Origin of the sequence: Agaribacter marinus (assembly GCF_030160655.1) — a bacterium.
GTDB lineage: Bacteria > Pseudomonadota > Gammaproteobacteria > Enterobacterales > Alteromonadaceae > Glaciecola > Glaciecola marina.
Genome location: NZ_BSOT01000005.1, coordinates 1,597,405 through 1,619,806, shown reverse-complemented (window position 1 = coordinate 1,619,806; position 22,402 = coordinate 1,597,405). Strand labels below are relative to the sequence as shown.

Annotated in this window: 21 protein-coding genes; 16 read left to right on the top strand and 5 right to left on the bottom strand. The window is 42.2% G+C overall.

All coding sequences use genetic code 11. The features are described 5' to 3' along the window. Positions 1–2 precede the first annotated feature (2 nt). Positions 3–1,178, bottom strand: coding sequence for a flagella assembly protein FlgT (locus QQK00_RS08725; RefSeq protein WP_284217088.1), 1,176 nt, complete (start codon positions 1,176–1,178; stop codon positions 3–5). A 404-nt stretch (positions 1,179–1,582) separates the two neighbouring features. On the opposite strand from QQK00_RS08725, the gene QQK00_RS08720 reads away from it, so the two are divergent. Continuing rightward, the gene (locus QQK00_RS08720) at positions 1,583–1,984 is read left to right on the top strand and encodes an LPP20 family lipoprotein (RefSeq protein WP_284217087.1); all 402 of its coding nucleotides are present in this window, start codon (positions 1,583–1,585) and stop codon (positions 1,982–1,984) included. A 37-nt stretch (positions 1,985–2,021) separates the two neighbouring features. On the opposite strand, the gene QQK00_RS08715 is transcribed toward QQK00_RS08720, so the two are convergent. The 4 genes from QQK00_RS08715 to flgA all read right to left on the bottom strand — a co-directional run bounded on the left by QQK00_RS08715 (position 2,022) and on the right by flgA (position 7,188). Further along, the gene (locus QQK00_RS08715; RefSeq protein ID WP_284217086.1) at positions 2,022–5,120 is read right to left on the bottom strand and encodes a ligand-binding sensor domain-containing diguanylate cyclase; all 3,099 of its coding nucleotides are present in this window, start codon (positions 5,118–5,120) and stop codon (positions 2,022–2,024) included. Between the two features lie 266 nt (positions 5,121–5,386). Next, positions 5,387–5,821: a flagellar export chaperone FlgN gene (gene flgN / locus QQK00_RS08710; protein WP_284217085.1), complete on the bottom strand. Its 435-nt coding sequence runs from the start codon at positions 5,819–5,821 to the stop codon at positions 5,387–5,389. 38 nt (positions 5,822–5,859) lie between these two features. Continuing rightward, positions 5,860–6,186 (bottom strand): flagellar biosynthesis anti-sigma factor FlgM, encoded by a 327-nt coding sequence (flgM, locus tag QQK00_RS08705; RefSeq protein WP_284217084.1) that lies wholly within the window; start codon positions 6,184–6,186, stop codon positions 5,860–5,862. 297 nt (positions 6,187–6,483) lie between these two features. Continuing rightward, positions 6,484–7,188 carry a flagellar basal body P-ring formation chaperone FlgA gene (gene flgA, locus QQK00_RS08700; RefSeq protein ID WP_284217083.1) on the bottom strand — a complete coding sequence of 235 codons (705 nt, stop codon included), beginning with the start codon at positions 7,186–7,188 and terminating at the stop codon, positions 6,484–6,486. Positions 7,189–7,388: 200 nt separating this feature from the next. Between flgA and QQK00_RS08695 the strand changes: the two genes are divergently transcribed. The 15 genes from QQK00_RS08695 (at position 7,389) to QQK00_RS08625 (ending at position 22,363) form a co-directional block, all read left to right on the top strand. Then, entirely contained in the window at positions 7,389–8,324 is a 936-nt protein-coding gene (locus QQK00_RS08695) for a chemotaxis protein CheV (RefSeq protein ID WP_284217082.1), read from the top strand. A gap of 1 nt (position 8,325) precedes the next feature. Next, on the top strand, positions 8,326–9,153 hold the full coding sequence (locus QQK00_RS08690) for a CheR family methyltransferase (protein ID WP_284217081.1): 828 nt from the start codon (positions 8,326–8,328) through the stop codon (positions 9,151–9,153). A 104-nt stretch (positions 9,154–9,257) separates the two neighbouring features. Then, positions 9,258–9,656, top strand: coding sequence for a flagellar basal body rod protein FlgB (flgB, locus tag QQK00_RS08685; protein ID WP_284217080.1), 399 nt, complete (start codon positions 9,258–9,260; stop codon positions 9,654–9,656). Between the two features lie 2 nt (positions 9,657–9,658). Beyond that, complete coding sequence (flgC, locus tag QQK00_RS08680) at positions 9,659–10,081, top strand: flagellar basal body rod protein FlgC (protein ID WP_284217079.1); 423 nt, start codon at positions 9,659–9,661, stop codon at positions 10,079–10,081. A gap of 27 nt (positions 10,082–10,108) precedes the next feature. Further along, positions 10,109–10,801: a flagellar hook assembly protein FlgD gene (locus tag QQK00_RS08675; protein WP_284217078.1), complete on the top strand. Its 693-nt coding sequence runs from the start codon at positions 10,109–10,111 to the stop codon at positions 10,799–10,801. Between the two features lie 10 nt (positions 10,802–10,811). Then, positions 10,812–12,197, top strand: a complete 1,386-nt coding sequence (gene flgE / locus QQK00_RS08670) for a flagellar hook protein FlgE (RefSeq protein ID WP_284217077.1) — start codon at positions 10,812–10,814, stop codon at positions 12,195–12,197. Between the two features lie 241 nt (positions 12,198–12,438). Further along, complete coding sequence (flgF, locus tag QQK00_RS08665; RefSeq protein WP_284217076.1) at positions 12,439–13,182, top strand: flagellar basal-body rod protein FlgF; 744 nt, start codon at positions 12,439–12,441, stop codon at positions 13,180–13,182. A 54-nt stretch (positions 13,183–13,236) separates the two neighbouring features. Next, positions 13,237–14,025, top strand: coding sequence for a flagellar basal-body rod protein FlgG (flgG, locus tag QQK00_RS08660; protein WP_284217075.1), 789 nt, complete (start codon positions 13,237–13,239; stop codon positions 14,023–14,025). Between the two features lie 47 nt (positions 14,026–14,072). Continuing rightward, positions 14,073–14,753 carry a flagellar basal body L-ring protein FlgH gene (gene flgH, locus QQK00_RS08655; RefSeq protein ID WP_284217586.1) on the top strand — a complete coding sequence of 227 codons (681 nt, stop codon included), beginning with the start codon at positions 14,073–14,075 and terminating at the stop codon, positions 14,751–14,753. Then, positions 14,750–15,874, top strand: coding sequence for a flagellar basal body P-ring protein FlgI (locus tag QQK00_RS08650; RefSeq protein ID WP_284217074.1), 1,125 nt, complete (start codon positions 14,750–14,752; stop codon positions 15,872–15,874). The genes flgH and QQK00_RS08650 overlap by 4 nt, the downstream gene beginning before the upstream one ends. Before the next feature lie 183 nt (positions 15,875–16,057). Further along, positions 16,058–17,017 (top strand): flagellar assembly peptidoglycan hydrolase FlgJ, encoded by a 960-nt coding sequence (flgJ, locus tag QQK00_RS08645; protein ID WP_284217073.1) that lies wholly within the window; start codon positions 16,058–16,060, stop codon positions 17,015–17,017. Continuing rightward, on the top strand, positions 17,014–19,161 hold the full coding sequence (gene flgK / locus QQK00_RS08640) for a flagellar hook-associated protein FlgK (protein WP_284217072.1): 2,148 nt from the start codon (positions 17,014–17,016) through the stop codon (positions 19,159–19,161). The genes flgJ and flgK overlap by 4 nt, the downstream gene beginning before the upstream one ends. A 17-nt stretch (positions 19,162–19,178) precedes the next feature. Then, positions 19,179–20,402 (top strand): flagellar hook-associated protein FlgL, encoded by a 1,224-nt coding sequence (gene flgL / locus QQK00_RS08635; protein WP_284217071.1) that lies wholly within the window; start codon positions 19,179–19,181, stop codon positions 20,400–20,402. A 280-nt stretch (positions 20,403–20,682) separates the two neighbouring features. Next, positions 20,683–21,255 (top strand): hypothetical protein, encoded by a 573-nt coding sequence (locus tag QQK00_RS08630; protein ID WP_284217070.1) that lies wholly within the window; start codon positions 20,683–20,685, stop codon positions 21,253–21,255. Positions 21,256–21,271: 16 nt separating this feature from the next. Further along, positions 21,272–22,363 (top strand): hypothetical protein, encoded by a 1,092-nt coding sequence (locus QQK00_RS08625; protein ID WP_284217069.1) that lies wholly within the window; start codon positions 21,272–21,274, stop codon positions 22,361–22,363. The last annotated feature ends 39 nt before the right edge of the window (positions 22,364–22,402 follow it).

The following is a 22,402-nucleotide window of genomic DNA, read 5'->3' as shown; positions in this document are numbered from 1 at the left end:
TCTTACTGCCTTGCGACGTAATCATTTGGCTGTACGTTACCCAATAAACCGTTGTCAATGGCCGATACGGTCGCGGTGTCGTTAAATACATTTCGCACGATTAAGGTTGTCGGATGTAATATAAATTGGCGGTATTCTTGTCCAAATGGATCAGTAATTTGCTTGACGTTAAATAACGTTAATTGGTCGCCAGCTTGTACTTGGTGTGTTCGTCCAAGGTTAATTTGCAATTGGTTATTGGCAACTGCTAACACTCTTCCCATTGTTGGCTGGCAAAGCGCAAATTCTTCTAGATCAGCGATACTAGATTGCAGTTTTTCTTTAATATTTTGACCGTACTGACTTAACCAAAAATCCTGTGAACCAACATCTAAATTGCTATGAGTATCAAACATCCATGGTGCTCTAGAGCGGTATTGTTTGCTATACAAGTTGTCCCCGGTCGCGCCATTGATTAAGCTCAGGGTAAAGTTAAATGCTCTTACATATTGTGTTTGGCGATAGAATTCAAATGCAGATGGTTTTCGCTCATCCATCGAAATATCATCCAAGGTAACGACCAATACATATTGTGTATTGGTTTTATTTGCCAAAAATTTGGCGTGATGAGCGACATCTGCTTGATGCCAATCAAAGACATAAGGTTCTAGGTGTGAAAGCTGCATGCTTGGCGTAAAAGTATTTATCATTTCTTGCATTTGCAAAGCAACTTCCCGGCCTAAATGTCGAATACCACCAACAGACGCTTGGCCTTCATATCGAATAGGGAAAAATGTCGTTGCTACTTTCTTAGTATAGTCTGCGGCGCTGCATTGGTTTTTCTGAGCAAATATGTCGGCTCTAATCGATACAGACACAACGCCATCTTTATACATTTCGTCCATTAGTTCGATGGTATTGACTTCGCCACTTGAACGTATTTCTATGTGATCATCCATTAACAAACCATTGGTCATTTGTTGAACACTGCGCACGCTTGCGCCAGCAAATAATAATGCTTGTTTAATGGCCTCTTGGGTCGCTTGTTGTTTTGCCTGATCGCGATTTCCGTCAACAACAACCGCTTGTCCTGTAGCAGAAAACCATGCTGCATGTGATGTGCTCACGCAAATTAAATACATCAACAAGTACACAAGGTATAAGCCGATTGAATGGTGTGATGTTTTTGCTATTCTCATTTATGGTACTCCATGCGCTTATGCTATATGTATAAAGCGTGCCGCGGCATAAAATTTAACGACTTGATAGTGGGTTACTATATAAATTAACTGCATACAACTACTGTGCCACTTTAGGCTTTATCGCGGTTAGAGAGGCGATATATTGCATTATTTTTATTCGTTGGCGTATTTATATTTCTGAACAAGTGGCTTATGAGTGGCACATGGATTGCTACACTTAATGCTAAACCTTTATTTGTAGATGAGGTAACTTGGCAGTGAAGTGTAACAAGCTCCAATTATTAGAGAATATGATAGCAATACAAAAAATAGTGAATATACAGATATCAAAGCCCATAGTGCGCTTCGTAAACATATGCGTTGTCACTGCGATGTTGAGTATGCTAACAGGCTGTCAATCTATGTTTACCAAGCATGTTGAATGGGAAACGATTGAACCTGATAGTTATCCCATTTTATCTGCTGTAGGGTATGCGCCGATTAATGCGCAACTTGGTTTAGATGCCTCAATTAAGCGTTTGCAGGCGATAAAGGCATCGAAACTTGACGCATACAGAGAACTCGCGGAGCAAGTTTATGGACAAAAAGTTGACGGTGAGCAATCGCTTGCAAATTTAGTGCTTACTGACAATCAACTTCGATCGTCGGTAGAAGGCGTTATTCGTGGGGCTAGAGTAGTAAAGACTTACCCCGTCGGCAGTGACACTTATGCGACAGAATTGGAATTGAATATGGCGACTGTTTATGACATATATTTGTCTACCGCTAAACCCAAAAAAATACGCAAAGTAAGTTACTATTAAAACGGATAAATAAACACGGGTAGACCAACTCGACGTTTCATAGCGTTTCTGTCACTACCATATTTCGACCAAGACGTTTGCCTTGGTATAAACACTTGTCTGCTCGTCGAACAGTGTCTTCCAAAGTGTCATATTCATTGACTTGCGCAATACCGCTGGTAATCGTCAGCGATATTGCCGTATTGCCAATATCAAAGGTCGTGTCGGATATAAATTCACGCAGTTTTTCCGAGACTTCTGCGCTTACGCTAAGCGGTGTATTTGGCATCAAAATAATAAATTCTTCTCCGCCCCAGCGCGAAAAAATATCTAAAGAACGTAGATGTTTTTGAATTAGTTGTGCCATTTTTTTTAAGACACAATCGCCAATCTCATGGCCATGTGAATCATTCACCTGTTTAAAAAAATCGATATCGATGAGTACGATAGAAAAAGTCTGCTGTGAACGTTTAAATTTAGCAAACTCTCGTTTTGCGGCGTCGTTAAATCCTCGACGATTTAATATACCAGTTAATGGGTCTAAGGTGACGAGTTTACTTAACTGTTTATTTGCAGCGGCTAACTCGTTTGTTTTTTCGGCAATAATATGTGCGAGATGCTCCGATTGCTGCTTTAAGTGATAGGTTCGCCATCTAAATACTAGATATATTAACAATATGCATGCTAGCGAGAAAAACGCGATGAAATATTTGGTTTGCCACCATGGTGGGATAACATTTATGTTTAGTTCAAGTTGAGAATCAGACCAATCATCGTAACGATTGGTTGATTTCAGTTGTAACTGATATTGCCCCGCTGATAAATTTGTGAATGTGACGGAGCGCTCGCCAGGATTAAGTGTTTGCCATCTGTCGTCGAAACCTAAGAGGCGATAAGCATACGCTATCTTTTCGGGGCCAGTATATTCAATGGCTGCAAAGTGAACGGATACTAAAATAACATCCGCAAACAATTCGACGCTATTTGGTGCTTTCAGGAGAGTGCTTTTAGCATGACTGTTTTCGTTTGGCGTACTTGGATCACTTCGTTTGATGGTGCTGATTTTTGTAATTTGGAGCTTGGTTTTTTTCTCAGGTTTTTGAATATCATTGGGGTGGAAATACGTTAAGCCTGCTACGCCCGGGAAGAAAATTCTGCCATTGCTGTCTGACGCTTGTGCGCCAATGAAGTAACCTGAAGGGTTGACACCAGAATGCTTATCGAAAAAGGTGATGTTTTTTAGGTTGGCGTCAATTTTAGCTAAACTATTGTTAGTGCTCACCCATATATCGCCATTTATGTCCTCTATCGTTGCTCCAACAGACAATGATGCTAGCTTAGTATCCTTGAAGAGTGTTGTGAAAGTTGGCGTTGCGCTATCATCAAAAGACATTAAGATTAAACCGCCGCCTAAGGTGCCGAGTAAAAATTTTGCGGGTTCATTGTTGTTAACTTCGGTCTTAGATAGTTCGGAAATCCATGTAATGACTTTTGCATCTGGCCAAGAACTAGTGTCTTCATCTTTTGATAAGTCCGAAACAGCCTTGTCTTGATTGTTGTTTTTCTTATACGATTTAATCGTATTACTAGGTAAATCCAAGACGTATAAGCCATCTATTGTAGCCACCAATACTGATTCGTCGCGCGTTGCAATAGTCGATATGAGTGGCATTTCATATGTGACTAATACACTTTTTTGACGAGGATCGTAGAGCATTAAACCCTTGTCATATGTACCAAGCCAAATGTTGCCATTGGTGGCGTTTGCAAGCGTGTAAATATTTAAGTCTTCTAAATCGTAAATTTTGATAGTGTTTGATACGTGATCTATTGAACCGAGTCCAGCTTTTGAGGCTAAATAAGTAACATTTTCGGCTTTAGAATAGAGCATTGAGGTAACGGTATAGTAGGAAATATCAAGGTCTTTGGTCCTCAGAAAGTTATACGGTGTGACTACATTTAGGTGTTTATCTAGCTGCCAAAGTCCCTTATTTGTTGACACCACAATGTGTGTGTCATTGATGATTTCTACGTCGTAAACGGCTGTAGCATCGGCAATCACTGCGCGATCAAATATTAGTTGTCTCGGATTAATAATATTTAAACCACTTTCGAATGTACCGTAAAATACGGTCCCATCGGTGCCTTCTAATATTGAAATTACATTTTGATTTGACTCAAGTTGCGCTGATTGTTTTACACTAAATGTGTCGTTTGTACTTGAATCATTGCTACTTGAATCATTGTGTATTTCGAATACGTTAATGCCCTTTGCTGTTGCGATCCACATCGACATGTCTTTTAGTTGAATCAAATCGTTAACCAAAGAGCTTAGCAGTCCATCATTCACCGATATGTTTACTGTGCTGGTAAGTACGTTGTCGTTGTCGAAAGACAAAACAAATACGCCATGACTATTAGTGCCGGTCCAGAGTCTTCCCTTATTGTCTATTGTTATACTTGTTATCTCATTTTTTGGAAGTAGGGTACTCAACCATTTATTCTGATTTAGATCATATCTTCGTAGCCCAGATTTTGTGGCTACAATTAACATTCCGTCCTTGTGGAGCAACAGATCTGTGGCATTTATCTTAATTTCAGATTGTGATAAAAGTGCAAATTCATCATCCTGTGGATGTTTGAAATATACGCCATGATTCGTGCCAATCCATTGCATACCACTTGACGTGAATAAAATTTTTCTAACAATTAAATTGCTATTTACCCCCTTAGGAAGCAGTAATGGTATGTTCTCAAGTTGACTGGTCTGCGCGTTTAATTTATCGAGTCCCCCTATGGTTGCTATCCACAAGTTGTGGCTGATTGGATCAAGCGCTAAGTCGTATATCAAGTTCCCAGACAATTGATTTTTAAGATGCGCTAATTTAGTTAAATTAACAAAATCATAGCCATTAAATTTGTCTACACCAGCCTGTGTGCCTAACCACAAATTACCGTTTTGGTCTTGTACCATGCTAGTAACAGAGATTTGTGATAAGCCGTCTTCAATGCCTACGTTTCGAGATTTAAGCACTTGATAAGCATTTGTTTCAGGAATATACGCAGTTAATATCAGGGCGAGTGTAATGGACTGAATTGCAAGGATACAAACGTTTAAAGTGGGTACTTTATGATAAAACACTGTTGGGAATATCAATAAATAATCCTTCATCACAGCAATCAAAAAATGTGTTCGTATTTACATTATTGGTTGCTGATGGAGTTTTTGCTTAAAAAATATACACGTTTTGATACTACGGGGAAACGCTGCGGAGTACAAGGTTTGTCTACTATATCTTTATTAAATAAGGAAAAAATGGCGTGCAATAAAAAACGCGAATTAACGCGCTTTTTAAGATTTCTATAATAGTTGAGATAAAATTGGTTACAGCAAATGCGCGGCCTAATACCAGCGCTGTGTGATTAGACGCTAATGCCTTTACCTGAGGACTCACCGGTAGTACGCCCAGCTTTATCGTATGTCATGCTTTCCCGCGCTCGAAGTTCAAGCATAGTATTACGCAGGTGAACTAATTTTAGTTGACCTTGCTCTACAGACTTAGCGTTAATTTGCGTGAGGTACTTGCATTCACCAAGCACACTCTTGCATTGATCCAGTAAGTCAGTACAGCTATCGTCAATTGTAATTCCCGTGTCACTAGCACGTTTGTACAATATTTCGACTGCTTGGTCTTGTGACTCAATTTGGCTCAGTACCGCTTCTTTATCCGACAAGAGTTGCATAAGTGTTTCTGGCTCCCTCGATGAAATCAAGTGAAGCTCTTGTTCAAGTATCGCTTTGAGCTCTAATAAGAGTTCAAGCTGCTTACTTATTGCACTTTCTAAACTACTTGCCATGATATCCTTCCTAGCGTTAATTTAGCTACTGCGGCTAATTAAGCTTTTACACCTAATATTTGTGCTTCAAGAACGGCTATTTTCTTAGCTAGCGCTTCAGGATTTACTCTGTATTCGCCATCAGAAATCGCTTTTTTAAGGCGTTCAACTTTTTCTTGATTCACAGGAGCCTCTGAGCCTTTTTTCTGTACATTTGCCAATTGCTGAGCAGATTGGGTTAATGACACAGAGTCTTGCTTAGGCGCAGCAGCCTGATTTGTCGTTGTAGTCGATGCAGTCGAAGTTTGTCCTTGCGCTTGTTGTTGAGCAAGTTTTTGCGCTTCTAACTGCGGTTTGTTTGTATTGTTTACATTATTTATTGACATAATAAATTCACCACCAAATATTACCTCTGATTACTGTATCGGCGCAGCTCTGGAAATCTTTAGGGCTAAACCTGACATTTTTTTGTCGTTTTTCCAAATTAATTAAAAAACACATTAATTGGCATAAACTGCACTATATAAAACAGTGGGTTAATACTTAGTTAATCCCCTTATAAACCTTGATGATCAGATGCCCTATTGGTACATCGCGCCACTTATAAAGTTTAGCGTCAGTCGATTGACTAATTAAACACTACTTCTTATGGCAAGTACAACGAAGCATTATGTGTGCCAAACTTAAATGTTAATTTCTATTTGGCTACTATTGACTACTCGACCACTAATCGTGCGTTCTGAGGCGGTATTTTCGACACGTATGGTTTCGCCAAGTGTCCCGTCCTCTAACGCAATAGCGCTAGTTTTAATTGCTAAGCCGCCAGCCCTTGCTATTATCGTTATTCGATCACCTTTGCATATAAAACAAAGCATGTTACTTGTAATGATCGTTCCTTCTCTTACTCGGCGTTTTAAACGAGCACCGACTAAGGTTGCATAGTCTGCGTAAGTTGACCCTCTTAAGCGACTTTTATTTATATCGGCAAGCGATAAGTTATTTTCAGATAAAATTGCGCCTGGGCTCAAAATGTCTGTCGCCACGACTACACGCTGGTGCCTCATAATGTTCACGTGGACATAAGTAAACCAGTTTAGTGTAGTACAAGATACTTTGATTGGCACAGAACTTAGCCGTTTATCATAGTTTGGCGCCGAAAACGTATATTTCTCATTACATTGTGGGATCGGGATGCGTGGATCAATATTCTTTACCGTTACTTTTACGTCTTCATTGGCGCCGAATAAACTCTCTGGCATTAGTTGTTGCATCACGTAGGCTTGCACATTTTCTTGTATGCGTTTCGCATTGTCTTCATTGGCGTGAGCGTTTGAGATAAATAATGAAAATAAAGTAAAGACAATGAGACTTGATGTCGATAACTTCATACAAAGGTGCAAGTGCATTGAAAAATCCTCAGTGTTTTTTCAGTTTGCGTAACTCGATTCGAGTAACTAACGAATGTTTTAGTCGCTACGAATTTCGATATATAGCCAAAATTTTGGCTATAACAACAGAATTTACGTTGGCTTTTGTTTCTTATTAATCAAAAGGCAACATTCATGCCGTATTAATTTTCGGGGGTAATATGTCGGGTATAATGGATTCGGTTAACCAACGCACACAGTTGGTCGGACAGAATAGACTAGAGCTATTATTATTTAGGCTAAGTACAAAACAACGCTTTGGCATTAATGTGTTTAAGGTAAGAGAGGTGTTGCAGTGCCCGGCGCTTACTTCCATTCCAAAACTGAATACACTCGTTAGAGGCGTGGCACATATTCGAGGGCAAACCATTTCGGTCATTGATTTGTCGATGGCCACAGGCGGCGCGCCGATAGAAGATTTAGCATCAGCCTTCATTATCATTGCTGAATATAATCGTTCAGTACAAGGTTTTCTGGTTGGTTCGGTTGAGAGAATCATTAATACAAACTGGGACGCCATAATGCCGCCACCTCAAGGCACAGGTAAGGCTAGTTATTTGACTGCAGTAACAGAAGTTGACAAAGAGCTGATTGAAATTTTAGATGTTGAAAAAATTCTGAATGAGATTTCTCCCTTGTCAGCAGATGTGAGTGACGAACTTGCTGAAAATGTTGATGTGTCTAAAAGTGATGGTAAGATTATTTTTATTGCTGATGATTCATCTGTTGCACGGAATCAAGTTAAAAAGGCCTTAACAACCTTAGGCCTAGAAATTGAATCCGCTAAAAATGGATTAGAAGCACTTAAACGTTTAAAAGAAATAGCTGAAAAAACTGGCGATGTTACTGACACCGTTGGTGTATTGGTTTCAGACATTGAAATGCCTGAAATGGATGGATATACCCTTACTGCGGAAATTAAGAACACGCCTGAGTTAGCAAGATTACATGTGATTTTGCATACGTCATTGAGCGGTGTTTTTAACCAAGCAATGGTGCAAAAAGTCGGTGCAGACGACTTTATTGCAAAATTTCACCCAGATGAGCTTGCCGGCTCTGTACAAAAGTGGTTACAAACAGATTTGAAGGCCAAATAAATTGCGTAATGAGCTGACACAACAAGCTTACGACGATTTTGCTATTTTTTTAAAGGCGCGAGTAGGTATTACGCTCGGTTGCAATAAACAATATTTAGCAAAAAGTCGCTTGTCGATTGCCATGCGCGACTTTGGCTTTGATGATGTCAATCAGTTTATTGAAGCAGTGTTGCGCGGTAGAGACAACAAAATGATTGTGCATGCCTTAGAGTCCATGACGACAAATGAGACGTTTTGGTTTCGTGACGTGTACCCCTTTGATAATCTGCGCAATATTATTTTACCCGAGCTAGCCAAAAGGCAACGCAAAGTAAGAATATGGAGTGCGGCATGCTCGCATGGGCAGGAAGCCTATAGTATTGCCATGATGATGCTAGAGTACAATCGCCTGAGTAGAGGCAATAGTTTTTCTCATTGCGAAGTGATTGCCTCTGATGTATCTGAACCGGTGCTCGCCAGCGCTAGTGCCGGATGTTACGACGAACTGTCTGTATCGCGTGGTCTTTCTCAGGAAATGAAGCAACGATACTTTATTCATGATTCCGATAAAACATGGTCAGTGAAGCCTGAAGTAAAACGTTTAGTGAGTTTCACGAAACAAAATTTATTAGAAAGCTACAGCAGTCATGGTACTTTTGATGTCGTATTTTGTCGCAATGTCCTTATTTATTTTGACGACAAAGATAAGGCAAACATCCTGCAAAAAATTTCCGCCCAACTGCCAAAAGATGGAATCGTTATCCTTGGCGCTGCCGAGTCCATTCCAAGTACGCAAAGTAATTTCAAGATGGTAAAATTGCCGCAAGGCCTTTACTACGTTAAGCAGTAGAGAATACGCTTACATTCCTTTCCTAATTTTTATTCATTTACCTTAGTTCTGGCACACCCTTTGCTGATATCTCGTCAATAGCGAAGTAATCAGTAGGTGGCAATGTGGCAATTAGCTTAGACAGACTAGTAGGCTTTCATCATAAGGCGTTACAAATACGTTCGGACAAGATGGAAGTGATCGCCGGAAATTTGGCTAATGCAAATACGCCAGGGTATAAAGCGCGAGATATTAATTTTCAGCAGGCAATGAAATCTGCACAGTATGGTCAAACTAAGCTTACCACCACCCACGACAAGCACATCGAAGCAAGTAAGCAGTCGCAATTTGATATTGATTACAGAATACCTGAACAACCTGATACCGGAGATGGCAACACGGTTGATGTACAAAAAGAGCGTAATGCATTTTTGGAAACCGGCATGCGATATCAATCAGGCCTAACCTTATTAAGCGGTAAATTTAGCGGCATGAAAAAAGCCCTTAGCAGTGGAGGTCAATAACCATGAGCCTTTTTAATGTAATGAACATCTCTTCGACTGGTATGGCGGCAGAAAATGTCCGCTTAAATACAACTGCCAGTAATATTGCCAACGCCAATAGTGTTAGTAGTAGCTATGAAGATACATATAAAGCAAGGCATCCAGTATTTGCTGCGGCTTTAGATAAAGCCTCTAATGATATGTCTAAAGGGGTTGGTGTGGACGTACTTGGTGTCGTAGAAAGTGATCGACCGTTACAAATTGAATACGCACCGCACAATCCAAAAGCGGATGACAATGGTTACATTTACAAGCCAAATGTAAACATTGTTGAGGAAATGGCAGATATGATGTCGGCGTCAAAAGCCTACGAAACAAATGTACAGATTGCAGACACTACAAAGCGTATTTTCCAGCGTGTATTGCAACTTGGTCAGTCTAGATAAGCACTTTGCTGATTAGAGGATAGAAAAATGAACGTACTTGAACAGCGCAGTATTGGTAAAGACTTATACTGGAATACGGAGCCAGAAGTACCTGTATCTGACGGTACTGAGCAAACCCTGAAGCAAGAAGACTTTTTTGCCTTGTTAACGGAGCAGTTGGCCAATCAAGATCCAACCAAGCCAGTGGATAATGACCAAATGGTAGCACAGATGACTTCTTTCACGACGGCCGATGGTATTTCACAGTTAAATGAACAATTTACGTCGTTTGCCGCATCAATGACATCAAATCAGGCATTGCAAGCGTCTAGCTTGATTGGTCAAAGCGTACTCGTGACCGGTAACATTGGCCATAGAGGCAACGAAACAGACGGTATTTCAGGTGTCATTATTAACGAGGACACATCGCAAGATACACAAATTCAGGTATTAGATTCAGTAGGTGCTGTTGTTAGAACCATTGATATTGGTACACAACCGCCAGGTAATATTTCATTTAATTGGGATGGCACAGATAACCAAGGCAATATTTTGCCGCCGGGTGATTATGCCATTCAAGTACAGGGCAATGTGTTTGGCGAAGCAACAGCATTACCCACGGCTATTAACCGTCATGTTGATAGTGTTAGCTTGACCGGTTCTGGTCAAGGTGTAGTTCTTAATTTAGATGGTGATGTCAGCATAAAACTTGATGACGTTATCGAAATCGGTAATTCATAGGAGATAAGGCATGTCTTTTAATATAGCGCTAAGCGGTGTATCAGCGTCTCAGAAGGATTTAGATACAACAGCGAATAATATAGCGAACGTAAATACAGTTGGCTTTAAAGAATCACGTGCTGAGTTTGGGGATGTATACGCCGCGTCACTATTAGCGGCAGGCAGAACAAAAGTCGGTGACGGTGTGTTGACACAAGAAGTCTCGCAACAGTTTTCACAAGGCTCATTGAGCTTTACGAACAATGCTTTAGATATGGCAATTACTGGTAATGGCTTTTTTGCCACAGTACCAGAGATAACCTCTAGAGACTTTTCATTTACCCGTGCGGGGCAGTTTAAGCTAGACAGCAATAACTTTGTGGTGAATTCGGTGGGTGACAACTTACTTGGTTTTCCAGTAAACCCTGATGGTACATCTGCTTCAGTGGCATTGAGTACAACGGAACCTGTAAGAATTCCTGATTCTTCTGGTTCACCAACAAGAACTACTGAAGTCGATATGCGGTTCAACTTACCTGCGGGCGATCAAGGCAAAGTGGCTGCTGATTTCGATCCGAACGATCCTCTTACCTATAATGCGGCTACATCGGTGACCATTTACGATTCGTTGGGCGATAGCCACGTGATGACATATTATTTTGTCAAAGATAACAATGCCACAAATGAATGGTATGTCGCGACATCAGTCGATGATCAATTGGTTGATGTTACCGACAGTGCTGGTAACCCGGTAGACCCGACTAATCCTGCCACTGTTAATACTTTGGGTACGGCATCTGGAAATCCTGTCGCAGCAGCAAAGATGAGATTTAGTGAAGGCGGAGACTTTATAGGAATTTTTTCTGCTGACAACGTTGCTCAAGCGGATAACAAGTTTGTTACTGAAGCCTTAGGACCAATTATATTAGCCAATGGTTCGGATGCAAATCAAACGATCGACGTTGATTTCAATCTTGACTTAGCAGGTGCCGATCCAAATGAACCTACCCAATTTGCATCAGCTTTTGAAGTCACGTCTCTAGAACAAAACGGTTTGCCTGTAGGGCGATTGACAGGTATTGATATTGCAGCCGACGGGTTGGTTCGGGCTACATTTTCCAATGGTACTTCCGAGCCTATAGTGCGAGTTGCATTAGTTAGGTTTGCCAATGAACAAGGTTTAACGCAACAAAGTGGTACTCAGTGGAAAGAAAGTATCGAATCAGGTGAAGCATTAGCAGGTGAAGCCACCACAGGTACTTTTGGCGACATCAACTCGTCTGCATTAGAGCAAGCAAACGTCAACTTAACGACAGAGCTTATTGATATGATTATTGCGCAGCGAAACTTCCAAGCCAACTCAAGAGCGCTAGAAGTCAATAATCAGCTAAACCAGACTATCTTGAACATTAGATAAGACTAGCTAAGAAAGTAAATATAAGGGTTAGTGTAAGTTAGTGGGTTGCGAATATAAAAACTTCGATTGCATGGATGCAATCGCAGAGCCCCATGGATGGGTTTACGCGTTTTTTATATTCGCAACCCACTAACTTACACTGACCCCTTTTCGACCCCTTTAGTCATCCTCCCCCAACCTTGGCACTTTATTTGCTAGTTCCTCAATAACGTCAAAATAATTGACCTTTGAGGCAAGTAGTATGGACAAGTTCCTATACATCGCGGCAAGTGGTGCCAAACAAGATTTAGTGGCTACGTCAGTAAGAGCCAATAATCTGGCGAACGCGCAAACAAACGGTTTTAAAGCCCAACTCGAGCAGGCAAGAGCAATGCCGGCATACGGCGAGGGTTTGCCGTCTCGTGTATTCAGCATGACTGAAAGCCCGACTAACAACTACGAAGGTGGTTCGATGATCACCACCGACCGCCCTTTAGATGTAGCCGTGCAGGGCGAGGGTTGGTTTAGTGTGCAAACCCCAGAGGGCGAAGAAGCGCTTACCCGCAGTGGTAGTTTTAATATTGCCGCAAATGGAGCGTTGCAAGATGCGTCAGGCAATTTAGTCATGGGGGAGAACGGTCCGCTTTTTCTACCAGTACCACTTGCCAATGTCACTATTGCTAACGACGGTACTATTTCTGCGCGATTACAAGGCGCACCTGAAAATGCAGTGGAAGAAGTGGGGCGCTTAAAATTGGCGAAACCCGGTAACGATCAAATAAAACGGCGCGAAGATGGCTTATTTGACCTTAAATCCGGCGCGATTGCCGACCAAGACATTACCGTAGGTGTGCGCTCAGGCATGCTAGAAGGTTCAAACGTTAATGCTGTTGAGGAGATGGTAGAAATGATCTCATTACAGCGACACTACGAAATGCAAGTGAAATTGATGAAAAAGGCGGATCAGTTGTCAATGCGCGGAAACCAATTACTCAGAATATTTTAATTACGATTTTTACGACTATCACTACAGCGAGATAATCTCGCGGAGGTACTCAATATGCATCCGGCTTTATGGATCAGTAAAACAGGACTTGATGCTGCGCAAACAGACGTGGCAACAGTGTCGAACAATTTGGCTAACGCCAGTACCGTTGGCTTTAAAAAAGACCGCGCGGTATTTGAAGACTTGCTTTATCAAAATATTAATCAACCCGGTGGACGCTCATCAGCAGATACAGAACTGCCTTCTGGCTTAATGCTAGGGTCTGGTTCAAAAGTGGTCGCCACGCAAAAAACACATACGCAGGGTAACCTGTTAACGACAGATAATGCACTAGACTTGTCTATTCAGGGCAGGGGTTTCTTTGAAGTGCAAATGCCAGATGGTAGTTTGTCATATACCCGAAACGGTCAATTTACTTTAAATGATCAGGGGCAAATGGTTACGCCCGGCGCCGGTTATTTATTGCAACCCGTTATTACCTTACCGCCTGATGCGCAACAAATTACGATTTCGCAAGATGGACAGGTTGCCGCGCAATTGCGGGGGGAAGCTGAGCCGCAGGTTCTTGGGCAAATTAACACGACTGATTTTATCAACCCAGTTGGACTACAACCCATTGGTCAAAACTTGTACGTAGAGACCGCTGTGTCTGGCGCGCCTTTGCAGGGTGTACCAGGTCTTGAAGGTTTAGGTGGCTTGTCACAAGGTACGCTCGAAACATCAAATGTCAATGTGACAGAAGAGTTGGTGAACTTGATAGAAAGCCAGCGTTTGTATGAGATGAACTCAAAAGTTATTTCGTCAGTTGACCAAATGCTTGGGCAAGTTATTCAACAGCTTTAAAGGCCTTTGGAGAAATAATGATGCAGTATTTTCCTGACAAAATCGTGATGAAGGCTATATTTGTGACCTGTATGGTTGCGGTGTTAACGGCATGCAATAGCACGAGTAGCCACTCACCGCGCGCTGACGACCCTTTCTATGCGCCTGCATCGCCCGTATATAAACGCGCGGAAATTGCTGAAAACGGTAGTTTGTTCTCTGCGACCTTGGCAAATAGTTTGTATTCAGATGTAAAAGCGCGTCGTGTAGGTGATATTATTACGGTAACGCTTCGAGAAAATACCAACGCGAGTAAAAGTGCGGGCACGACCTCATCGAAAGAATCAACCATGGACGTCAACCCAATCATTGGTTTGGGCGCCAATCCCATTAGGATTGGTAAAGAAAGTATCCAACTTGGAATGAACTCTAGCAATGAATTTACAGGTGATGCACAAGCCAATCAAAGCAACAGCTTACAAGGCAATATATCGGTGTCTGTTGTGGAAGTATTGCCCAATCAAAACTTAGTCATACGCGGAGAAAAGTGGCTGACCTTAAATAGCGGAGACGAGTATATCCGTTTAACTGGTGTCATTCGCCCCGCTGATGTGTCTCCGACGAACGAAATTCAATCCACAAAAATTGCCAACGCCCGTATCCAATATAGCGGTACAGGCAGTTTTGCTAGAGCGCAAGAAAAAGGTTGGTTAACCAAGTTCTTTGCCTCAGAGTGGTGGCCGCTATGAAACTTCAAACATTATTTACGTACCTGGTCTTAAGTGCTTGTATTTTGTGTGCGACGCCGCTGGCAAACGCACAGCGAATTAAAGACTTAGCGACCGTGCAGGGCGTACGTTCTAACCAACTAGTCGGCTATGGACTGGTGGTGGGATTACCTGGTACTGGCGAAACTAGTCCGTTTACCGAACAGTCTTTTCGGACCATGTTAAGTAATTTTGGTATTAGTTTGCCAAGCAATGTAAAACCCAAAATTAAGAACGTTGCTGCGGTAGCCGTACATGCGGATTTACCAGCATTTGCAAAACCCGGGCAAACCATCGACATAACGGTGTCTTCTATTGGCGAAGCCGCCAGTTTGCAGGGTGGGACATTGTTGCAAACGTTTATGAAAGGCCTTGATGGCGAGATTTATGCGGTAGCGCAGGGGTCATTAGTTGTATCTGGTTTTGGTGCGCAAGGTAATGATGGTTCACGGATTGTATCCAATACGCCGACAGTGGGTACAATTGCTAATGGCGCCGTGGTTGAACGCAGTGTGCCAAGTGGCTTTATGCAAAATGACTATTTGACGCTGAATTTAAACAATCCTGACTTTTCGACTGCGCAAGCGATGTCTGACGAGATTAACCGTCGTTTGGGTGCTGATCCTTCGAAAGGCTACGCAATAGCAACGCCGCTTGATGCTGCATCGGTAAAAGTCTCGGCGCCGCGCGATGTTGGTCAACGTATTGGCTTTTTAGCCACGATTGAAAACTTTGAATTTACGCCTGCCAAAGCGCCCGCCCGAATAGTGATTAATAGCCGCACAGGCACCATTGTTGTTGGTCAAGATGTGCGTTTATTGCCAGCTGCCATTACGCATGGTGGCCTTACGGTAACGATTAGTGAAAATGTTGATGTAAACCAGCCTAACCCGTTGGGTGGCGGCGAGACAGTCGTCGCGGCGCGCTCAATCGTGGATGTTGATTTAGGCGATAGCCGCATGTTTACCTTCGATCCTGGTGTTAGTTTAGAAACGCTAGTGCGTGCAGTAAATGAAATAGGCGCAGCGCCAGGTGATTTAATGGCAATTCTTGAGGCGCTTAGACAAGCAGGCGCGCTTCAGGGTGAATTAATTGTCATTTAGTAACAAAAAAAGAGCAAGACCAAAATTTGGCAGGATCTCACGCATTTGGAGGGTAAGCCACTATTGCAAAACCGCTGCGAGTCCATCCATGGACGCTTGAATTTTTCATCCATGAAAAATACATTTTGCAATAGTGGCTTACCCTCCAAATGCGTGAGGTCTTAACTTAGATGGTAAATGAGTATGGATTTAACTAACAACGTAAAGTCACAGCTAGAGATGTCTCGTAGTGTCCACGACCTAAGTGGTCTTGATGGGCTGCGTGCGGCTGCTCAAAAAGGTGACAAAGGCGCACTTGAAGAAGCGGCAAAACAGTTTGAAGCGATTTTTGTGCAAATGTTACTTAAATCCATGCGTAAGGGACAAGAAGCCCTTGCTGATAAAGATAGCCCGTTTAATTCTGAGCAAGTCAAATTTTACCGCGATATGCATGATCAACAATTGGCGACAGATATGTCGACAAATGGCAGCTTGGGTTTGGCTGAGATAATCGTACAACAGATGAGTTTAGATGGTTCTGTTATGCCAGCAGGGGCAGTGCGCAGTGATGGCAACTTGTCGGTGTTAAATCGTCACCATGTAATGATACGAGAGGCGTCAGAAGAACGCATGCTATCGGCTGGCAGTGTTAATGCAAGTGCTAGCAAACAAGCAGCATTTGACACCCCTGAGACTTTTGTACAAACACTCTTTCCGCAAGCGCAAGCGGCAGCAGAGCGCTTGGGTATTGATCCTAAAGCATTACTTGCACAAGCAGCCGTTGAAACGGGCTGGGGAAAATACGTAATGCATCAGCATGACGGTCAAAATGCTCATAATCTATTTGGCATTAAAGCGGACAAACGCTGGGGTGGTGAAAAGGTCGTAGTAGATACGCTGGAATTCAACGGCAACATCCCGCAAAAACAACAAGCATCGTTTAGAAGCTACCAAAACTTCGAAGCTTCCTTACAAGACTACGTGGATTTTGTGTCTGACAATCCACGTTATAAAGACGCCTTAAGCAAAACCGACAACCCGCAAGCCTATTTTGAAGCCTTGCAAGCTGCGGGGTATGCGACCGACCCTAATTACGCAAATAAAATAATGTCGGTGTATCAAGGCGCTACGTTAAATAATACAATGAATGAGTTACTTCCATGATCAGAGACGCAAGTTTATATACATTGGCGACTTCAGGCCTTAATGCTAGTGCAAAACTATTGGCAACGACGAGTAATAACATTGCGAATGTAAATAGCGAAGGGTATGTCAGAGAGCGTACTGAGTTTACCTCGCGTTTGAATGGTGGCGTCGATTTTGGTTTTACGGATCGGGTATTGGATGTATTTGCACAAAACCAACTTCGCAGAGACACCAGCCAAGTGGGAGAAACTCAAGCCTTTTTTGACCGCGCAGAAAGCCTCGACAATGTGCTAGCAAGTGAAGCAAACAGCATTTCGGCCTCTATTACCCGTTTTTTTGACGCGATACAAACCGCTACCGATGACCCAACAAACATGCCATCGCGTGATTCTGTCATTGGCGAAGCGCAAGGCATGCTTAATCGTATAAATCAGTTAGGTGATTTTTTCAAAATCAAAGAAACCGAAGTAGAGCAACAAATTGAAGCGTCTGTGTCTGTCGCAAACGGGTTAATTCGCCAAATAGGGGATTTGAACGAAGCCATCCAAGTTGCGCAAGGCAATAGTAATGTAGATACACCAACAGCCTTACTCAATCAGCGTGACGAAGCAATATTGGGCTTAGCTGAATTAGTTGCAATAGATGTTAGGCGCAGTTCTAACCGTGATGAAGGCGTTGTCGTCAATTTGAGAACAGGCGAATCACTAGTATTGGCAGACGGTAATTTTAATATATTTAGTATAGGTGGGGAGCCAGACTACACCAATCGTCAGTTAGAACTCTCTACTGATTTTGCGCAGTTTAGTAAAAACGATACAAAAATAAATGTGCTTGAACAAAATTTAGGGGGAGCGCTTGGTGGTATTTTTACCTACCGAGAACAGGTGCTTGAGCCTGCCGAGCGCAACCTAGGAAAAATGGCTGCGGTAATGGCAAGTGTGATTAACCGTCAAAACCGAGAAGGCATGGATTTAGATCAGCAACTAGGGCGAGATATCTTTTCTATTGAGAATTTTAGGGGCTTAAATTACCCCGACAATAGTGATTTAGCGTTGGATATAGAAGGGCGCTTTGCCCAATGGAATTCGCAAGAGATTACCAACAATGATTACAAAATCACGGTATTAACAGTACCTGCTGGCGTGCCTGCTACCTTTGATATTCAAGTAGATGCACTGACAAGTGATGGACGTCCTGAAATTGACGAAAACGGCAACCCCATAACACAAACAACCACAGTGACAGCTGCTCCAGGAGCGTTTAATGACATTATTGGCGGTATACAAGTAGAATTAGCGAGTGGTAATAGTTACGCGGTTGGGGATGCATTTTTGCTTCAACCTGCTCGGTTTGCCGCATCAAGTATTAGCTTAGCCACGTCGCGCGGCGAAGACTTGGCGTTTGCGAAACCACTTCGCGTTGATGCGAGCATCGGTAATTTAGGTACTGGCGTTCTGAGTCAAACGAGAATATCGAATTCAAACGTTGACTTAACGTTTACAAGCCAATTTGCCTCAGCCTTTGATGGCAATGGTGGTATTCAAGACGTGACAACGTCGCCGTCGCCAATATTTGGTGCGCCTGTGGGGATAAGGTTTACCGCCGATAACGAATATGAAGTGCTAGACAGTAACGACAATGTTATTAGTACGGTGTCAGGCACTACAAATTTGAATAACCTTATTACACAAGCAAAATCAAGTGGCGTACCTGCTTGGCCGGCTGAATTTGCTGCATTAAGTGATTACCCCGGCTATGACTTTAACTTGCAAGGTAACCCCAAGGCAGGGGATGAGTTTTTTATTAGCTACAACACCAATGGCGTAAACGATAACCGAAATGCACTAGAACTCGCTGAATTGCAACAAAACGGTTTTGTTAGGCAAAGTAACTCAACTATTGGCAATTTAGTGAGTTTTAATGAAGCCTACGCCACCATTGTTGGACAAGTAGGATCGGCAACATCATCCTCAAAAATCGATTTAGAAGCGGCAAAAGTGATGCAAGTGCAGTCGAGTGAGTGGTTTGAATCAAGCTCTGGTGTCAGTTTGGATGAAGAGGCGGCAAATTTAATTCAATTTCAACAAAGTTATGCCGCTGCGGCGAGAATTTTAAGCTCGGCGCAAGAGATGTTCCAAACAATTCTACAAGTCGCTCGATAGTCAGGTGAGGGTGTAAAATGCGTGTAACTACTAATTTAATTTTTGACCAAAACTTTCGGGCAATAAATAACAGTCAGGGAAAGCTGTCGGATATTCAAACTCAGTTGGCGAGTGGTCGTAAATTACTGAGGCCATCAGATGACCCAGTCGGCGCAGTGCAGGTTATACGTTTGACCGAAGAAATAGATAAAACAGTGCAATATCGGCGTAACATTGATTTAGCGACAAACAATTTAGAGTTGCAAGATACGACAATGCGAAGCATTAACGAAATCGTAAATCGTGGGCGTGTGCTAGTTGTGCAGTCAGGCAATGGGATTATTTCAACAGAAGACAGACGCGCGCTTGCATCAGAATTGGATCAAATCAGAAATCAGGTCATCGATTTAATGAATACGCAAAATGCCAGCGGTGAATACATTTTTGCGGGGTATCAATCAAGAGAGCAGGCGTTTAATTTCAATCCAGGCAATAGCATTAATCCCATTCAGTTTCAGGGGGATGACGGTATAAATTCGATGCAGTTGTCTGACAGCGTATCTATTCAAACAACTGTGTCAGGTAAAACCTTGTTTGAAGATGTGAAAGCTCGACTCGATATCACCAACGTAAGCGCCGCGGGATTTGCCTTTGGAGGCTATGATATGCAAAGCCAAGATGATTTTGACGTGTTTCATGAATTGAATTTTTCTGCGGTGTCACCGGCAAACAACCAATACCAAATGGAATTGTTGGCAAGCAACGAAATACAAGTCACCAACCTTGGTACTGGTAGTGTTGTCGATACTATTCCATACATTGCAGGGCAGCCGACCGTATTTGCTGGACTCACAGTGGATATTCAAGGGGGCGTGGGCAGCACCTTCGATTTCGAATTGAAGCGACCGGACAAACAAAACCTTGCAGAAACCTTACATAATATGTCATTGGCCTTGAATGACAGCTCCATTTCTGACTATCAATATCAACGAGAAATCAGGAATGCATTGGTTGGGATTGACAACGGACTGGACAAAATGGCCAGAGAGAATTCATCGGTTGGTGCGCGTTTAAATATTGCTGAGTCGGTCCTTGGCTCATTGCTTGATACAGATGTGGCGAATCAAAAAGCACGATCGACGATTCAAGACGTGGATTATGCAGAAGCATCTGCCGAATTTTCGAAACAAGAAACGGCATTAAGTGCCGCTTTTGCGTCATTTCCGCGTGTGGCGGGATTGTCTTTGTTTGATTTTATATAGCAGTATCAGCGTAACCTCCCTATGATATTGACTCTTCTTAGGGAAATGTGGCCATAGTAATGGGGAGCACCGTTAATTTATTTCGCTGTCATGTTAAATATAGTCACTAATAGTAGTTGCGTATAAATTCAAAAACAGCGTGTTATAAAAATTTTCAGATGAAGCGATATTAGTCTTGACTGAAGACAAATAGTGCACGTATGATAAAAACGTTAGCGCAGGAATTAGCGCAAACTCAATAAAATCAAAATATAATAATCTGCAAATAGGAATTGCAATTATGACAAACCACAAGTCCAACCTTAGGTGTATCAAACACTGCTTAAATTGTTTAATTTTAGGATTCGCGGCAATAACAAGTCTATCCCACGCTAGTCAAGAGTGTACAGATTTTAAAACTGGTCCGACGGGTGACACCACAGTAAGGTTCACTGAATGTAAAGATCCCCCTCCAGGAGGTGGTACTTTTCCCGGCTCTAATGGGGATGCACCCACCCCTAGACCTACTCCACCATTGCCGCCTCCTCCACCAGTTAATCCGCCACCGCCGCCAAAGCCTGAGCAGCCGAAACCAAAAACAGAAAGACAGATTTGCCTTGAAAAAAATCAAACGGCCAAACAAAATCGCACCGAATGTCGCGCCACCGGCTCATCTACACATACAAATAATTTAAAAAACGATTGTTTAAAAGGTGGACAGATTTCTATACAAGCAGGGAGCGAATTTATTACGGTAGGTGTGACGTTTGATCAGTATACTGCATGCAAAGATATAGAAGATTCTAAGCTACAAAATGCTTATGACAGCTGCGATGTCATCTTTGAGAGAGCTATAAAAATCTGCCCGCAATAGAACCGGAGTAATAAACATGAGTAGTAAAGCGATTGCAATTGTATCGGTTTCAGTTTTGGTTATTGTGTGCTTTTGGTTTTTCTATTGGAATGCCCCCATAGCTAAAGATAACTTAGAGTTTCAAGTGGTTGAAAGTAAATTTCCGCTTGTGAACAAAACTGCATCAACCTTAGATAGTGATATTGTTGAAAACCAATCTCACAAACCAATCGAGTCACATATTCTTGGGCACGAGGACTTACCTACCAAACTTCCAATAGTGGCTGATAAAAAAGACTTTGTTGATTTGGAGGACGCATGGTGTATCCCGTCGGATGATCTTCGAATTGAAGATCAAGACTTCGTTGCTGCTCTGCAGAATGATTGGATGGAATACAGCGGCGTAGCATACATAAAGCAAAATGATGCGGTTTATGATGATGACCAAAATCACCCAAACAACGTTTTTGTGGCTCCGTATCAAGAAATGCCGATAGAAGAAATTAAGGATTTAACTCTTCTAGGTGATAAATGGGCAATGATTGCATTTTTGCAAAAATCAACGATGGATTATAGAGATGAGCAATATGCCGCTGCCATGAATTTACTAGCCATTGGAGCATCGTATCATGCAATCGAATACTTAATTATTTCCGAGCTAGCGTCTGCTAAGACGAGTTTTCGACGCACTAAAACATTAGATAAAAGTCGTGAGCATATGATAAACGCTGTCGCCTACACTATTTATGGTTTAAATGAATTGAACATTAGCGCATTAACAGCGTACGCGGGTAATATATCACAAGACGAACTTTTTCAAGGCGTACTTAATCCGTCACTTACCCTAGCTGATGCGCAAGGCGACATATCAATTCGATATGAAACTCTTTTACGTGATATTAAAGAAGCTAGGCAGGCACAAGGTATTAGTCCTCAAGATCCTCCTGAGGAAGTAAAAAAGCTTTTCGCAAGAGACATAGCAAGCTTTAAATTTAGACGAAAAGAAGCTATGGAACAGCTTTATACCGCCCTAGCGCCTTCTCATTTAAGTACAGACAATACTGAGTGTGTAGATAGACACATCAATAATTTGCGGATAATTAAAGAGCAAATGGCTAGTCTAAAATAAAAATAAGATGGTAAATTATGCGTAGTTTACCATCTCCTA

Bases quoted from the DNA above. Each gene is read 5' to 3' on its own strand.
- QQK00_RS08725 (WP_284217088.1), bottom strand. From the start codon at position 1,178: ATGAGAATAGCAAAAACATCACACCATTCAATCGGCTTATACCTTGTG.
- QQK00_RS08720 (WP_284217087.1), top strand. From the start codon at position 1,583: ATGTTTACCAAGCATGTTGAATGGGAAACGATTGAACCTGATAGTTAT.
- flgN (WP_284217085.1), bottom strand. From the start codon at position 5,821: ATGGCAAGTAGTTTAGAAAGTGCAATAAGTAAGCAGCTTGAACTCTTA.
- flgM (WP_284217084.1), bottom strand. From the start codon at position 6,186: ATGTCAATAAATAATGTAAACAATACAAACAAACCGCAGTTAGAAGCG.
- flgA (WP_284217083.1), bottom strand. From the start codon at position 7,188: ATGAAGTTATCGACATCAAGTCTCATTGTCTTTACTTTATTTTCATTA.
- QQK00_RS08695 (WP_284217082.1), top strand. From the start codon at position 7,389: ATGTCGGGTATAATGGATTCGGTTAACCAACGCACACAGTTGGTCGGA.
- flgC (WP_284217079.1), top strand. From the start codon at position 9,659: ATGAGCCTTTTTAATGTAATGAACATCTCTTCGACTGGTATGGCGGCA.
- QQK00_RS08675 (WP_284217078.1), top strand. From the start codon at position 10,109: ATGAACGTACTTGAACAGCGCAGTATTGGTAAAGACTTATACTGGAAT.
- flgE (WP_284217077.1), top strand. From the start codon at position 10,812: ATGTCTTTTAATATAGCGCTAAGCGGTGTATCAGCGTCTCAGAAGGAT.
- flgF (WP_284217076.1), top strand. From the start codon at position 12,439: ATGGACAAGTTCCTATACATCGCGGCAAGTGGTGCCAAACAAGATTTA.
- flgG (WP_284217075.1), top strand. From the start codon at position 13,237: ATGCATCCGGCTTTATGGATCAGTAAAACAGGACTTGATGCTGCGCAA.
- flgH (WP_284217586.1), top strand. From the start codon at position 14,073: ATGAAGGCTATATTTGTGACCTGTATGGTTGCGGTGTTAACGGCATGC.
- QQK00_RS08650 (WP_284217074.1), top strand. From the start codon at position 14,750: ATGAAACTTCAAACATTATTTACGTACCTGGTCTTAAGTGCTTGTATT.
- flgJ (WP_284217073.1), top strand. From the start codon at position 16,058: ATGGATTTAACTAACAACGTAAAGTCACAGCTAGAGATGTCTCGTAGT.
- flgK (WP_284217072.1), top strand. From the start codon at position 17,014: ATGATCAGAGACGCAAGTTTATATACATTGGCGACTTCAGGCCTTAAT.
- flgL (WP_284217071.1), top strand. From the start codon at position 19,179: ATGCGTGTAACTACTAATTTAATTTTTGACCAAAACTTTCGGGCAATA.
- QQK00_RS08630 (WP_284217070.1), top strand. From the start codon at position 20,683: ATGACAAACCACAAGTCCAACCTTAGGTGTATCAAACACTGCTTAAAT.
- QQK00_RS08625 (WP_284217069.1), top strand. From the start codon at position 21,272: ATGAGTAGTAAAGCGATTGCAATTGTATCGGTTTCAGTTTTGGTTATT.